12 protein-coding genes are annotated in these 14617 nt (G+C 61.9%); 3 read left to right on the forward strand and 9 right to left on the reverse strand.

The features are described 5' to 3' along the window. Positions 1-4: 4 nt before the first annotated feature. The 4 genes from U5822_RS09735 to tmpT all read right to left on the reverse strand — a co-directional run bounded on the left by U5822_RS09735 (position 5) and on the right by tmpT (position 5867). The gene (locus tag U5822_RS09735; RefSeq protein WP_322855433.1) at positions 5-1570 is read right to left on the reverse strand and encodes a SpoVR family protein; all 1566 of its coding nucleotides are present in this window, start codon (positions 1568-1570) and stop codon (positions 5-7) included. Further along, the gene (locus tag U5822_RS09740) at positions 1567-2862 is read right to left on the reverse strand and encodes a YeaH/YhbH family protein (RefSeq protein WP_322855434.1); all 1296 of its coding nucleotides are present in this window, start codon (positions 2860-2862) and stop codon (positions 1567-1569) included. The genes U5822_RS09735 and U5822_RS09740 overlap by 4 nt, the downstream gene beginning before the upstream one ends. Positions 2863-2895: 33 nt before the next feature. After that, positions 2896-4818, reverse strand: a complete 1923-nt coding sequence (locus U5822_RS09745) for a PrkA family serine protein kinase (RefSeq protein WP_322855435.1) — start codon at positions 4816-4818, stop codon at positions 2896-2898. Positions 4819-5213: 395 nt separating this feature from the next. After that, complete coding sequence (gene tmpT, locus U5822_RS09750) at positions 5214-5867, reverse strand: thiopurine S-methyltransferase (protein ID WP_322855436.1); 654 nt, start codon at positions 5865-5867, stop codon at positions 5214-5216. Between the two features lie 76 nt (positions 5868-5943). Between tmpT and U5822_RS09755 the strand changes: the two genes are divergently transcribed. Both U5822_RS09755 and U5822_RS09760 read left to right on the forward strand, forming a co-directional pair. Beyond that, positions 5944-6888, forward strand: coding sequence for a D-2-hydroxyacid dehydrogenase (locus tag U5822_RS09755; RefSeq protein ID WP_322855437.1), 945 nt, complete (start codon positions 5944-5946; stop codon positions 6886-6888). A gap of 123 nt (positions 6889-7011) precedes the next feature. Further along, complete coding sequence (locus tag U5822_RS09760) at positions 7012-8373, forward strand: YihY/virulence factor BrkB family protein (protein WP_322855438.1); 1362 nt, start codon at positions 7012-7014, stop codon at positions 8371-8373. On the opposite strand, the gene U5822_RS09765 is transcribed toward U5822_RS09760, so the two are convergent. From U5822_RS09765 to U5822_RS09780, 4 genes are all read right to left on the reverse strand, one after another. After that, entirely contained in the window at positions 8356-9411 is a 1056-nt protein-coding gene (locus tag U5822_RS09765) for an HDOD domain-containing protein (RefSeq protein ID WP_322855439.1), read from the reverse strand. The two genes, U5822_RS09760 and U5822_RS09765, sit on opposite strands and share 18 nt — an antisense overlap. A gap of 152 nt (positions 9412-9563) precedes the next feature. Next, the gene (locus tag U5822_RS09770) at positions 9564-10793 is read right to left on the reverse strand and encodes a DUF445 domain-containing protein (RefSeq protein ID WP_322855440.1); all 1230 of its coding nucleotides are present in this window, start codon (positions 10791-10793) and stop codon (positions 9564-9566) included. A gap of 249 nt (positions 10794-11042) precedes the next feature. After that, positions 11043-11783, reverse strand: a complete 741-nt coding sequence (locus tag U5822_RS09775) for a 16S rRNA (uracil(1498)-N(3))-methyltransferase (protein WP_322855441.1) — start codon at positions 11781-11783, stop codon at positions 11043-11045. A 14-nt stretch (positions 11784-11797) separates the two neighbouring features. Beyond that, positions 11798-13147, reverse strand: a complete 1350-nt coding sequence (locus U5822_RS09780; protein WP_322856909.1) for an adenosylmethionine--8-amino-7-oxononanoate transaminase — start codon at positions 13145-13147, stop codon at positions 11798-11800. 170 nt (positions 13148-13317) lie between these two features. On the opposite strand from U5822_RS09780, the gene U5822_RS09785 reads away from it, so the two are divergent. Next, positions 13318-13806, forward strand: a complete 489-nt coding sequence (locus tag U5822_RS09785) for a DUF2505 domain-containing protein (protein WP_322855442.1) — start codon at positions 13318-13320, stop codon at positions 13804-13806. Between the two features lie 57 nt (positions 13807-13863). Here U5822_RS09785 and U5822_RS09790 read toward each other — a convergent pair whose 3' ends face one another. Beyond that, positions 13864-14610, reverse strand: a complete 747-nt coding sequence (locus tag U5822_RS09790; protein WP_322855443.1) for an amino acid ABC transporter ATP-binding protein — start codon at positions 14608-14610, stop codon at positions 13864-13866. Positions 14611-14617 lie beyond the last annotated feature (7 nt).

Below are 14617 nucleotides of genomic sequence, written 5' to 3' on the forward strand. Positions count from 1 at the left end.
TAGTTCAGTCATCATCCTCTTGCAAGGAGAGGCGGGGGCAGTGGTATTCCTCCACCACCGTGCCTTCGTCGACGCTCTCCAGGTGCACGTCAAAACCCCATAGCCGGTGCACGTGGCGCAGCACTTCCTCGGTTTCGTCGCCCAGCGGCACCCGGTCCACGGGCACGTGGCGCAGGGTCAGTGAGCGGTCGCCGCGCACGTCGACATTCCAGACCTGGATGTTCGGCTCGCGATAACTGAGGTTGTACTGGCGTGCCAGTTTTTCCCGCAGGATGCGGTAGCCGGGGTCGTCGTGGATGGCGGTGACCCGGTACACGTCCTCCTGGTCGTCGTTCTGGATCGAGAACAGCTTCAGGTCGCGCATGACCTTGGGTGACAGGAACTGCTGGATGAAGCTTTCGTCCTTGAAGTTCTTCATGGCGAAATGCAGGGTTTCCAGCCAGTCGGTGCCAGCGATGTCCGGGAACCACTCCCGGTCCTCGTCGGTGGGGGCTTCGCAGATACGTCGCAGGTCGGTAAAGATCGAGAAGCCCAGGGTGTAGGGGTTGAGTCCGGAGTACCAGGGGCTGTTGAACGGCGGCTGGTACACCACGGCGGTGTGGCTCTGCAGGAACTCGAGCATGAAGCCGTCGTTGACCAGGCCTTTCTCGTACATGTCGTGCAGCAGGGTGTAGTGCCAGAAGGTGGCCCAGCCCTCGTTCATGACCTGGGTCTGGCGCTGGGGGTAGAAGTACTGACCCAGCTTGCGCACGATGCGCACGATCTCCCGCTGCCAGGTCTCCAGCAGTGGCGCATTCTTTTCAATGAAGTACAGGATGTTTTCCTGGGGCTCTTCCGGAAAACGCTTGTGCGCCTTTTCCTCGTCGCCATCGCCGTCCAGGATCGGGATGGTGCGCCAGAGGTCGTTGATGCGGCGCTGCTGGTATTCCTCCCGCTCCTGCTGTCGCCGCTGTTCCTCCACCGCGGAAATGGGCGCCGGCCGTTTGTACCGGTCCACGCCGTAGTTCATCAGGGCGTGACAGGAGTCGAGGATCTGCTCCACCGCGTCCACGCCGTAGCGCTCCTCGCACTCGGCCACGTAATTGCGGGCAAACACCAGGTAGTCGATGATCGCGCTGGCGTCGGTCCAGGTCCGGAACAGGTAATTGCCCTTGAAGAAGGAATTGTGGCCGTAGCAGGCGTGGGCGATGACCAGCGCCTGCATCGGCAGGGTGTTCTCCTCCATCAGGTAGGCGATGCAGGGGTTGGAGTTGATGACGATCTCGTAGGCCAGGCCCATCTGCCCGCGCTGGTAGCCTTTGGAGGTGCTCAGGAATTGCTTACCGAAGGACCAGTGGTGGTAACCCACCGGCATGCCCACCGAGCTGTAGGCGTCCATCATCTGCTCGGCGCTGATCACTTCGATCTGGTTCGGGTAGGTGTCCAGGCGAAACCCGGCCGCGCACTTGGCGATCTCCTCGTCGTACTTGCAGATCAGGTCGAAGGTCCATTCCGAACTGGTGGATATGGGCTCGCGCTTGCCCGCGCGCCCGTTGTCCGGCACGTCGGGCCGATCCATCATGTCGGTCATGCGGCTTTCCTCTCAAACAGCTGGCGGAATACCGGATAGATTTCCCCGGGGTCGGCGATCTGCTGCATCGCAAAACTCTGCGGGTAGCGCTCCATGATCTTTTCGTACTCGTACCACAGCATCTGGTGATCCTGCGGCGTGATCTCGATGTAGGCGTAGTACTGCACTAGCGGCAGCAGGCTGTCGGCCAGGATCTTGCTGCACACCGGGGAGTCGTCGTTCCAGTTGTCGCCATCGGACGCCTGGGCGGCGTAGATGTTCCACTCCGACGGCGGGTAGCGGGATTCGACGATTTTCTTCATGAGTTTCAGGGCACTGGAGACAATGGTGCCGCCGGTCTCGCGGGAGTAGAAGAATTCTTCCTCGTCCACTTCCTTGGCGCTGGTGTGGTGGCGGATGAAGACCACGTCGATCTTCTTGTAGTTCTTCTTCAGGAACAGGTAGAGCAGGATGAAGAAGCGCTTGGCGATGTCCTTGTGCATCTGGGTCATCGACCCGGACACGTCCATCAGGCAGAACATCACGGCGCTGGTGGCCGGTTGCGGATGCTTCAGGTGCTGCCGGTACCTGAGGTCGATCTCATCAATGAAGGGAATGCGCCGGACGTTGGCCTTGAGGCGGGCGATTTCCTCTTCCAGGACCTGGATCTGGTCCTCGTGACTGAACGCCGGGTCCAGATCCTCCGGCGCCGATCGCAGGGCCGCCAGTTGTTCCTCCAGGTCCCGGATCTTCTTCTTGCGGGCGCCGCCCAGGCCCAGCCGGCGGGCGTGGGCGCCGCGCAGGGAGCGGACCACGTCGAGCTTGGCCGGCACGCCCTGGGTGGTAAACCCGGAGCGCACGTACTTGAAGGAGTCGGTGTCCTTGAGTTTCTTGCGGGCGAGGTTGGGCAGCTCCAGATCATCAAACAGGAAATCCAGGAACTCTTCCTGGGTGATCTGGAAGGCGAATTCGTCCATGCCTTCGCCGTCCGGACTGGCCCGGCCGGAGCCCTGGCCGCCACCACCGCCGCCCTCGGGCTTGGGGATGGTGTCTCCGGCCACAAACTCCTGGTTGCCCGGGTGCACCACCTCCCGTCGGCCGCCCTGGCCGTGGTGGAAGATGGGCTCCTCGATGTCCCGGGCCGGGATGCTGACGTTTTCGCCGCGTTCGATGTCGGTAATCGAGCGCCGCTGCACCGCATCCGCCACCGCTTTCTTGATGTGGTGGCGGTAACGGCGCAGGAACCGTTCCCGGTTCACCGCGCTCTTGTTTTTCCCGTTCAGTCGCCGGTCGACTACGTGGGTCATTCCCATAGCGTTACTCCAGTTCAGCGCATGGTCACTGACTTAGTGAGACTTACGAACACGCAGGTACCATTCTGCGAGCAGACGTACCTGTTTCTCCGTGTAGCCTCGGTCGACCATGCGTTCGACGAACTGCTTGTGCTTCTTCTGGTCTTCCTGACTCGCCTTCGGGTTGAAGGAAATAACCGGCAACAGGTCCTCGGTGTTCGAGAACATCTTCTTCTCGATCACGCTGCGCAGCTTCTCGTAGCTGAGCCAGGACGGGTTGCGCCCCTGATTGTTGGCCCGGGCCCGCAACACGAAATTGACCACCTCGTTGCGGAAGTCTTTCGGGTTGCTGATGCCGGCCGGCTTCTCAATTTTCTCGAGCTCATCGTTGATGGAGGAGCGGTCGAGAATCTCGCCAGTCTCCGGATCCCGGTATTCCTGATCCTGAATCCAGAAGTCGGCATAGGTCACGTAGCGGTCGAACAGGTTCTGGCCGTACTCGCTGTAGCTCTCCAGATACGCGGTCTGGATTTCCTTGCCGATGAACTGGACGTAGTGCGGTGCCAGGAATTCCTTGATGAACCGCAGGTACTTCTCGTGGGTTTCCGCCGGGTACTGTTCCTGCTCGATCTGCTTCTCGATCACGTACAGCAGGTGCACCGGGTTGGCCGCCACTTCCGAGGTGTCGAAGTTGAACACCTTGGACAGGATCTTGAACGCAAACCGGGTCGACAGGCCGTCCATGCCCTCGTTCACGCCGGCGGCGTCGCGGTACTCCTGGATCGACTTGGCCTTGGGATCGGTGTCCTTGATGTTCTGGCCGTCGTAGACCCGCATCTTCGAGAAGATACTGGAGTTTTCCGGTTCCTTGATCCGGGACAGCACCGAGAACTGGGCCAGCATGTCGAGGGTGTCCGGGGCGCAGGGCGCGCCGGCCAGGGAGCTGCTCTTCAGCAGCTTCTTGTAGATCTGGATTTCCTCGGTGACCCGGACGCAGTAGGGCACCTTGACGATGTAGACCCGGTCCAGGAAGGCCTCGTTGTGCTTGTTGTTGCGGAAGGTCTGCCACTCGGACTCGTTGGAGTGGGCCAGGATGATGCCGTCAAAGGGCACCGAACCCATGCCCTCGGTGGTGTTGTAGTTGCCTTCCTGGGTCGCGGTCAGCAGCGGGTGCAGGACCTTGATCGGCGCCTTGAACATCTCCACGAATTCCATCAGCCCCTGGTTGGCTTTGCACAGGCCGCCGCTGAAGCTGTAGGCGTCCGGGTCATCCTGGGAAAAATCTTCCAGCATGCGGATGTTGACCTTGCCCACCAGGGCCGAGATGTCCTGGTTGTTGTCGTCGCCCGGTTCGGTCTTGGACACACCGACCTGGTCGAGGACCGAGGGGTATTTCTTCACCACCCGGAACTGGCCGATGTCGCCGCCAAATTCGTGCAGGCGCTTGACCGCCCAGGGCGACATGATGCTGGTCAGGTACCGGGCCGGGATGCCGTATTCCTCTTCCAGGATGTGGGCGTCCTCGGCGGGGTCGAACAGGCCGAGCGGGGATTCGTTCACCGGTGAGCCCTTGATGGCGTAGAAGGGCACCTTCTGCATCAGGGATTTGAGCTTTTCGGCCAGGGAGGATTTACCGCCACCGACCGGGCCCAGCAGGTACAGGATCTGTTTCTTCTCCTCCAGGCCCTGGGCGGCGTGGCGGAAGAAGGACACGATGTTTTCCACCGCGTCTTCCATGCCGTAGAACTCGGAGAATTCCGGGTATCGCTTGATCACCTTGTTGGAGAAGATGCGTGACAGGCGGGGGTCACGAGAGGTATCAACCAGTTCCGGCTCGCCAATAGCAATCAGCATTCGTTCCGCGGCCGTGGCGTAGGCCGTGGGGTCCTGTTTGCAGATCTCCAGGTATTCCTCCAGGGTAAATTCTTCTTCCTGGGTACTCTCATACCGGTTCTTGAAGTGCTGCATGATGGTCATAGATGGCCCCTCGCTTGCTCTCTAATAGTCAGTGCTCAGTTCACGCAATATCCCCGTTGCATCGGTTCCGCCTGGTGGGGCGGTCTGTTTAGTTATGGGTGGAAGGAATGGATACTTGCGAGCCGCCCGGCAAATACTCGGCTGAGGCCACCCGCTTAATTTGAGCTTAGTCCACGCTCAAAAAATAGGACAGTGGGGAAGTACTTATGTTCATTAAATTGTGATATTGGCGGGGCGGCTTCGGGTCTGGGGGGGCTGGAGCGTGTGGGGTCTCTCTCAGAACCGTTTGTGGAACTCGCTGTGCTCAGACAGCACAAACGGTTCTGAGAGAGACCCCACACACTCCGAGTCTGGCCTGGGGCGCCATTACCGGATCGCGCCCCGGCAGAGGGGGGTTAACGTTTGGTTAAACGGAAGACGCTTTCGGTGGCGCCGGCCAGGCCTTTGCGTTTGGTGAACGGGTGGTCCTTGGCCAGGGTGTTGGTGAGGATGTGCTCGATGTCGTAATCCTCGCCGTAGAGCTCGCGGACTTCGTCGTCCGACACGTTGAACGGCGGGCCCTTGATTTCAGTGTCGTAGTCCAGAGTAATCAGCAGGATCCGGGTGCCGTCCGGGATGATGGCGGTGAGGTGCTCAACGTAGCCCTTGCGCATGCGCGGGGGCAGGGCGATGAGGGCGGCGCGGTCGTAGACCAGGCGGATGTGCTTGAGGTCGGCGGGGACCAGCTGGAAAAAATCGCCGCACCAGAGCTGCAGGTCGTCGTGTTTGAAGGTGGTGAACGGCTCGCCCGGGTGCACCTTGGCTTTTTCGCCGCCTTCCTCGAAGAAGTCCTTGCAGGCGACCTCGCTGAGTTCGACCCCGATCACCGGGTGACCGCGGTCGTGCAGCCACCACATGTCGTGGGCCTTGCCGCACAGGGGCACGAACACGGCGCCGGTGCCTTTGCCGGCCAGTTCCGGCCAGTGGTCGTGCAGGTACTGATTCACGGTGCCTTCGTGAAAGCCGATTTCCTTGTTGGCCCAGCGTTCGTGCCAGAACTGGTGCTCCATGGTGTTTCACCCCGCAGATTTGGACGTTTGATTCAGTCTACCCTAATCTTTGCCTGTCTTGATTCAGGAGAACACTATGAAAGCAGTATTTCTCGATGCCAACACCCTGGGCGACGACGTCGACCTGGCGTCCATCAAAGCGGTCACCGGCGACCTGGTGCAATACGGCAAGACCGCCCCGGCGCAGGTGCTGGAGCGGATCCAGGGGTTCGATACGGTCATCGTCAACAAGGTGGTGCTGACCCGGGAGCATTTCGAAGCCTGTCCCGAGCTGAAAACCATTGCCGTGGTGGCCACGGGCATCAACAACATCGACAAGGCGGCGGCCAGGGAACACGGCATTCAGGTGCTGAACGTCACCAACTACGGCCGCTCCACGGTGGCCCAGCACACCATGGCGCTGATTCTGGCGCTGGCGACCCGGCTGCTGGACTACGACCGGGACGTGCGTGCCGGGCGTTGGGGCAAGAGCGACATGTTCTGCCTGATGGACCACCCGATCATGGAACTGGAAGGCCGGACCCTGGGTATTTTCGGCTACGGCGATCTGGGTCGGGGCGTGATCGAACGGGCCGAGGCCTTCGGCATGAAGGTGCTGCTGGGGGCCCGTCCGGGCCAGGCCGCCGGCGAGGTCGACGGCTACCCGCGCGTGCCCCTGGACGAGCTGCTGCCGCAGGTGGATGTGCTGTCGCTGCATTGCCTGCTGACCGATGACACCCGCAACATGATCGGCGCCAGCGAGCTGAAGCGCATGAAAAACGACGCCCTGCTGATCAACACCAGCCGCGGCGGCCTGGTGGACGAGCAGGCGCTGGCCGACGCTTTGCGCGCCGGTGAGATCGGCGGCGCCGGCTTCGACGTACTGACTGAAGAACCGCCCCGCACTGGCAACCCGCTGCTGGCGGACGACATTCCCAACCTGATCATCACCCCGCACTCGGCCTGGGCCAGTCGCGAGGCGCGGCAGCGCATAGTCGAGATCACCGCCGAGAACCTGGCGGGAGTGGCGTCGGGGGCCTGAGTGGCCCGGGTTGTCCACGGGGCCTGAGGCGCCGCTTCGCAAATGCGGCGCAATCAACCATACTCTGGTGGGTGGGGTTATCTGCCTGATAACCTGAAAAAAACTCCGGACACAGGATGCTCAGTGGCTTCTTTCCAATTCAAAGAACGGCTGCAGTCGGCCGAAGACTGGATTCTGGCGAATCCCAACCCGCCCAGTAGCTGGCCATGGACCTGGCTCTACAAGGCGGGGCGCTCGGTCTACGCGCTGGCCCGGGACGTGATCAGTGGTCAGTTGACCCTGCACGCCATGAGCCTGGTGTACACCACGCTGCTGAGCATCGTGCCGCTGCTGGCCCTGAGCTTTTCGGTGCTCAAGGCCCTGGGCGTGCACCAGCGCATGGAGCCTTTTCTGTTCCAGTTCTTCCAGCCCATGGGGCCTCAGGGCGTTGAGCTGGCGGAGCAGATTCTCGGTTTCGTCGACAATATGAAAGTCGGGGTGCTGGGCTCCGTGGGCCTGGCCCTGCTGGTGTATACGGTGGTCTCCCTGCTGCAGAAGATCGAGCGTTCGTTCAACATGATCTGGCGGGTGCCGGACATGCGCTCCATGGCCCAGCGCTTCAGCAACTACCTCAGTGTCATCATGGTCGGGCCGCTGCTGATGGTGTCGGCCATCGGCGTCAGTGCCACCATCTTTTCCTCCACCTTCGTGCAGACCCTGATCGAGATCGAGCCCTTCGGCTCGCTGATCCTGGTGGTCAGCCGATTCACGCCGTTCTTCCTGGTGGTGGGCGCGTTCACCTTTGTCTACATCTTCATGCCCAACACCCGGGTGAAACTGCGCTACGCCTTCATCGGCGGCCTGGTGGCCGGGGTGTCCTGGCAGGCCGCGGGCATGCTGTTTGCCTCGTTTGTCGCCGGCTCGGCAAAGTACGCGGCGATCTACTCCAGCTTCGCCATCGGCATCATCCTGCTGATCTGGACCTACCTGAACTGGATGATCCTGCTGCTCGGCGCCAGCCTGGCGTTCTACCTGCAAAATCCCGGCTCGGTGGCGAAGCGGCGGCGGGTCCGCATGGCGCCGGAGTTGCAGGAAAAAGTGGCGCTGGCGCTGATGTGGAAGGTGGCCAAGCCGTTCAGCGAGGGCCAGCCGGCGCCCCAGCAGGAAGTGCTGGAGCATCAGCTGCGGGTGCCGGGTGAGGTGACCCGGGGCGTCAGTGACAAGATGATTCGTGCCGGTCTGCTGTCCCTGGCTGGCCGCCAGGGTGACCAGCTGGTGCCCGGACGAAGCCTGGACACCATTAGCCTGGCGGATGTGCTGCGGGTGGTTCGCCGGGACGAGGATCGGGTGGTGGATCGGCTGCCGGTGGAGCTGCCGTTCGATCTGCTGCACGGCTCCGAAGATCGGCTGTCGCAGTCCTTTGCCGAGTTGCTGAAAACCGGCAAGACCGTTCAGCAGACCCTGGAAGAAGTGGACGGTGAGGCGGCCTCACACCCGGGTGGCTGAGCGGCCGCCCTCACGCAGCATGGTGGCCAGGGTGGCCCGTACCGCACCAATCTGATTGGGCTCCAGGCGCACGACTTTCGGCAGGTCTTCCTCGGCCAGGCTGGGTTGGTTGGCGTGCCGGAGAACTTCACGAGTGCCAAGGACCATACCGTCGTTGAGCGGTGTCTTGGCTTGTTCTGGGGCCGGGCGTTCGGCGGCGAGTAACAATGCATGGTAAGTGGGCGGTAAATGCCACACATTGGCAAGCAATTGGCTGGCTGACCACTGGTGGCGGGCCAGAGCCTGACGGATCAAAGCCGGATTGGGGTCTGTGTTGAGCCGCGCCCGACCGATACGGTGCAATTCGCGATAGATAGTTATGTAGGACAGGGCCGGCAGCAGGCCGGACATGAAGTGGGTGCCTGGGTCTGCTCCCTGACTTTTGGCAATGAGTTCCGAAGCTCGGGCGCAGGTTAGCCCCCAACGCCAGACCCTCTGCGCAAACAGCGCTTCGCGGCTGTTCCGTGCTGCCATCATCGGCCGCATGATCGCTGCGGCCACTACATTTCTGATTCCGTCGATTCCCAGCATGAAGACGGCCTGATCCACCGAATCAATGGTTTGTTCGCCATGGCGAAAATAGGGGCTGTTGGCGACCTGTAGTAGCTGGTCGGTCAAGGCCGGATCGCCCAGGATGATCTCGGTAATGTGCTGGCGATCGGCTTTGGGGTCTGACAGGGCCCGCATCAACATTGGCAGGCTGAAAGGCTTGCGAGGTAGCTCGTCCAGGTTTCCAGTCTGCAATCGATTGTTGAGTTCGTCCAGGACTTGAGATTCGGTTGAGGAGGGCTCCGTCATGAACTTGTCTGGTTCTGAGTCCAGGAGCCAGCAAAACATCTGCTCTTCAAGTTCGTCCGCGAGCTCGGCAATCTCCCCGGTTAATTCCTGAACGGGGTCGTCACTCACCGGATTCAGCAGGCGGGTTTCCGGCAAATCTGCCGGCGGTGGGGGGGTGGCGGTTGAAAAAAAGCCTTTAATCCAGGAAAGAAAGCCTGGCATCCATTGCCTCCGCGTCGATCAGTCGATATGGATCTCCATCTTTCAGCGCAGTATAGCCGGCGTCCACGGTGCTTGCACGGTCGTTTGTCTGTACTTTCGTGGCAGCCGCCGGGCTTTACCAAGGCTCTTTCCGGCCGCTGTTCCCCTTGCGGTCAGGCCAGGGCCTGGCCAAAAACAAACACCAGCTGGCAGAAACCGGCACCCATGCCGAGGAAGGCACCCACCAGGATCAGCTTGATCTCATCTTCCTGGAAGCAGGGTCGGAGCAGGTCCTGGAACTCCTCGGAGGATAGCGCAATCATCCGCTCCACCATGATCGACTCCACCGCCCGGGCCCGGTCCTGCTCGAACACCGGGTTGTTGAACGAGGTTTGCGAGATCTCGATGGCTTTTTCCCCGACCTGGTTTTTCAGGGTGGCGAAGCCGGTGGCGCCGAAGGCCATCTGGGTCAGCGCCTTGCCCATGCCCGCGGTCTCGTCCACCAGGGGCTTGATGTGTTTTTTCACCATGTTGCGGGCGCGGTTGCCCTTGGGGCCGTTGAGGATGGCGTTGATGATGTTGCCGACGGTGAGAATTTCGTGGGTGACGATGTGGCAGAACGACTCCGCCACCGCCGGCTGGCGTTTCAGGAACAGGCCCTGGAGTCGAATCGGACCGATGCGCTTTTCCACCAGCGGCCGGAAGATCACGTTCAGGGCGATCCAGTTGGTGGCCCAGCCCACCAGCAGGCCGAAGAAGGGCAGTACCCACCAGGCCTGGTAGAAGTACCAGACGCTCATCTGGATCAGGCCGAACAGGAAGCCGAAGTAAAGGCCGGAGTTGACGATGAAGCGGAACTCCACCTCGCCGCACTCCAGGAAGATGCGGTTCAGCAAGCGTTTGTCGCTGGCCAGGCGGTCGATGACCATGCCTTTGATGTCGAGCAGGTCTTCGATGTTGCTGGAGATGTCGTCCACCAGGTTGTCCACCAGCTGCGGGGTGGACTTGCGGACCCGGTCGTACACCATCTTGCGGGCCGAGGCCGGCAGGTTTTCCCAAAAGGTGGGGTATTCCCGCAGCATCATTTCGTCGACGTACTCTTCGATGCGGGGCTCGACCGAGTGGATGATGTGGGTGGCCAGGACCTTGGGATCGATCTGCTCGAAGATTTCCCGCACGGTGCCGATTTTGGAGATGGTGGCGTCAACGCTGATGGCCGCCATTTTCGGGGCCTTGGACGGGATGATGCCCTGCCAGCCCAGCAGCGGTGGTTTGCCGATGAATTCCAGCGGGTAGAAGGTCATCTTGATGGCGAGCCAGTTGGTGGTCCAGCCAATCAGGGCAGCGATGACGGGAATGCTGAGGTATTGCCAGAATTCGGGGGTGGTGAACAAGCTAGTCATCCGCTACTCGCACTCTTTTTTGTAGTGTGAAGGAGCGCATGCGGCAGGGTTTTCCAAAACACGCTGTGAATACCTCCCTGTACGCTCGGCTCCGCCATCCATGGCTCCGCACGGTTTTGGAAAACCCTGCCGCATGCCCTCCCAGGCCACCGCTTTATAGTCGGCGGCAAGTTCGAGACACAGATAATGTTGGCCGCGGTCTGCAGTGTCAATGACTTAGCTGCCAGTGTATCACTGGCGTTACAGTCGTCAGTCGGTGGTGCCGATGTCGCCCCAGAGCCATTGGCACAGGGCCATGGCCGCCACGGGCGCGGTTTCGGTGCGTAGCACGCGGGGCCCGAGGGCGACCGGCAGAAAGCCCTCCTGTTCGGCCAGGGCGATTTCATCGGCGGACAGGCCGCCTTCCGGGCCGATCATCAGAGCCACTCGGGACGGCGTGTTGAGGCTTTGCAGCGAGCGTTCCGTGCGGTGGTGCAGGACCAGTCGGGCGTCGCAGTCGCGGCTGTGTTCCAGCCACTGCGCCACCGTCATCACCGGCAGGATCTCCGGCACGCGGGCCCGGCCGCACTGCTCGGCGGCGCTGATGGCCACCGACTGCCAGTGGCGCAGGCGTTTGTCCTCGCGGTCGCCCTTGAGTTTGACGTCGCAGCGATCGGTGGTCAGAGGCACGATGCGGGTCACGCCCATTTCCACCGCTTTCTGCACCGCGTAGTCCATGCGATCGCCCTTGGACAGGGTCTGGCCGAGCACGATTTCCAGCGGTGATTCGGTGGGATTGGGTTCGGGCGTGCCGACGTCCACCTGCACGTGTTTTTTGCCGGCCGCGGTGATGGTGGCCGGGTAGTCCTGGCCGTCGCCGTTGAACAGGCGCAGCTCCTGGCCTGGCTGCATGCGCAGCACCCGTCCCACGTGCTGGGCGGCGTTGTCGTCCAGCTCGGCGGTCACGCCCGCGCTCAGGGGTGAGTCGGTGTAGATTCGGGGGATGCGCATGCGGGGGTTCCTGGTCAGTCCCTTGTGGCGATATCGATGCCTTCGGTCGCCACCTGGGCCAGATGACGAATCTGGTCTTCGTTGATGACGTACGGCGGCATGAAGTAAACCACATTACCCAGGGGGCGAAGCAAGGCTTCCCGGGTCAGCGAATGCTGATACACCCGGATGCCGCGGCGTTCCTGCCAGGGGAAGGCGGTCTTGCTGGCCTTGTCCTTGACCATTTCCACCGCCAGGGTCATGCCGTGCTGGCGGATGTCGCCCACGTGCGGATGGTCGGCCAGGTGCGCCACAGACTCCGCCATGCAGGCGGACAGCCGGCGGTTGTTCTCGATCACGTTGTCGTCCCGGAAGATGTCCAGGGTGGCCAGGGCCACGGCGCAGCCGATCGGGTTGCCGGTGTAGCTGTGGGAGTGCAGGAACGCCTTCAGGGTCTCGTAGTCGTCGTAGAAGGCGTTGTAGACGTTGTCGGTGGTCAGCACCACCGACAGCGGCAGGTAACCGGCGGTCAGGCCCTTGGACAGGCACATGAAGTCCGGGGTGATGCCTGACTGCTCGCAGGCGAACAGGGTGCCGGTGCGGCCGAAGCCGACGGCGATTTCATCGGCAATCAGGTGCACGCCATAGCGGTCGCAGGCTTCCCGCAGTTTGGTGTGGTAGATCGGGTGGTGCATGCGCATGCCGCCGGCGCACTGGATCAGCGGCTCCACCACCACGGCGCAGATTTCCTCGTGTTTCTCGGCCAGCAGCTTCTCCATGGCCTCGAACTGACGCAGGGCGTAGGCTTCGTCGGTTTCCCCGGCTTCCTTGTTGAAGGCGTCCGGGGAGGGCGCGGTCAGTACTTCCATCAGCAGCGGCTGGTAGGTGTCCTTGTACAGGGCGACGTCGCCCAGGGCCAGCGCCCCCAGGGTCTCGCCGTGGTAGCTGTTGCTGAGATTGACGAAGTTCTTCTTGCCGGGCCGACCGTGGTTCTTCCAGTAGTGGAAGCTCATCTTCAGCGCCGCCTCGACCGCCGAGGAGCCGTTGTCGGCGTAGAAGCACTTGTTCAGGCCATCGGGGGTCACCTCGATCAGGCGCTCGGACAGGTTCACCACCGGCTCGTGGGTAAAGCCGGCCAGGATCACGTGTTCCAGCTGGCTGACCTGGTCCGCGATGGCGGCGTTGATGCGCGGGTTGGCGTGGCCGAACAGATTGACCCACCAGGAGCTGACCGCGTCGATGTAGCGGTTGTTCTCGAAGTCCTCCAGCCACACGCCCTGGCCCCGTTTGATCGGCACCAGGGGCAGGGTTTCGTGGTCTTTCATCTGGGTGCAGGGGTGCCACACGGATTTGAGGCCGCGGGCGACGAGGTCGGCATTGCGCATGGTGAAACTCCGTTCGGACTGTCTGGTTCGCATGGGTCGGCTGTTAACCTGAGCGGATATTACAGTTAACAGCGCCGCCTGACCACCTTGCCAAAGGCGTATGACCAGCCGGCCAATGCGTGGACCGTCCACGGGCCAGACAATGGTTCCAACGTCTGAAGGAGACCACTATGGAACTGGAATTGCGACACCCCTACGAAGCCGGGCTGACCGACGTGCTGTCCACGTTTTTCAACCGGGATCGCATCCTGGAAAAGAACGCCATGCTGGGCGCGCGCAACGTGCGCGTGGCGGAGCTGGTCCGGGACGAGGCCTCAGCCAAACTGGTGATTGAACGGGAAGTCACCAGCTCATCGGAAGTGCCGGCCATGCTGGCCAGCTTTCATCGGGAGTGGAATGAAGTGCGTCAGGAAGAGCACTGGTTCCGCAAGAGCGACGACGAGTGGCACTGCGAGTTTCGCGTGCGGATCGAGGGCGTACCGGCCAAGATCCAGGGCATGATGAAGCTGCAGGGCGACGACCGGGCCTGCACCAACCTGGTCAGCCTGAACGTGCGCTGCGATTTGCCGCTGCTGGGCAAGAAAGTGGCCAAGTTCCTGGCCAAGGATTCCCGGCTGAAGATCGAGGACGAGTACGCGGCCACCCGGCGCCTGCTCTAACCCGCCCCAAAAAAAAGCCCCACCGAAGGGTGGGGCCTTGGCCGGAGGGCGCGAGCGTCAGTGCGCCAGCACCCGTGACAGGAACGCTTGGGTGCGTTCGTTCTGCGGGTTGTCGAACACGTCGTCCGGCTTGCCCTGTTCCACGATCTGGCCCTCGTGGATGTAGATCACCCGGTCCGCCACTTCCCGGGCGAAGCCCATCTCGTGGGTGACCACCATCATGGTCATGCCTTCTTTCGCCAGCTCGCGCATGACGTCCAGCACTTCCCCGATCATTTCCGGGTCCAGGGCCGAGGTCGGCTCGTCGAACAGCATCAGCCGCGGTTCCATGGCCAGGGCGCGGGCGATGGCCACCCGCTGCTGCTGGCCGCCGGACAGCTGGCTCGGGTACTTGTCGGCCTGGTTGCCGATGCCAACCCGGTTCAGCAGTCGCTCGGCGGTGGCGTTGGCCACGGTGTCCGAGGTGCTCTTGACCTTCTTCGGCGCCAGCATGATGTTCTTGCGCACGGTCAGGTGCGGGAACAGGTTGAACTGCTGGAACACCATGCCCACTTCCTTGCGGATCTCGGCCAGGGACCTGGGGTTACCGCTCTTCGGCGCCAACGGGTGACCGTCCACCTTGAGGTGCCCAGATTCGAACTCTTCCAGACCGTTGACGCAGCGGATCAGGGTGGACTTGCCGGAGCCACTGGCGCCGATGATCACCACCACTTCGCCCTTGGCGACGGTCAGGTCGATGTCTTTCAGGACATGCAGGTTGCCGAAGTACTTGTTCATGCCCTTCATTTCTACGATATCAGTCATGATCAGC

This window comes from Marinobacter qingdaonensis (genome assembly GCF_034555935.1).
Taxonomy (GTDB): Bacteria; Pseudomonadota; Gammaproteobacteria; order Pseudomonadales; family Oleiphilaceae; genus Marinobacter; species Marinobacter qingdaonensis.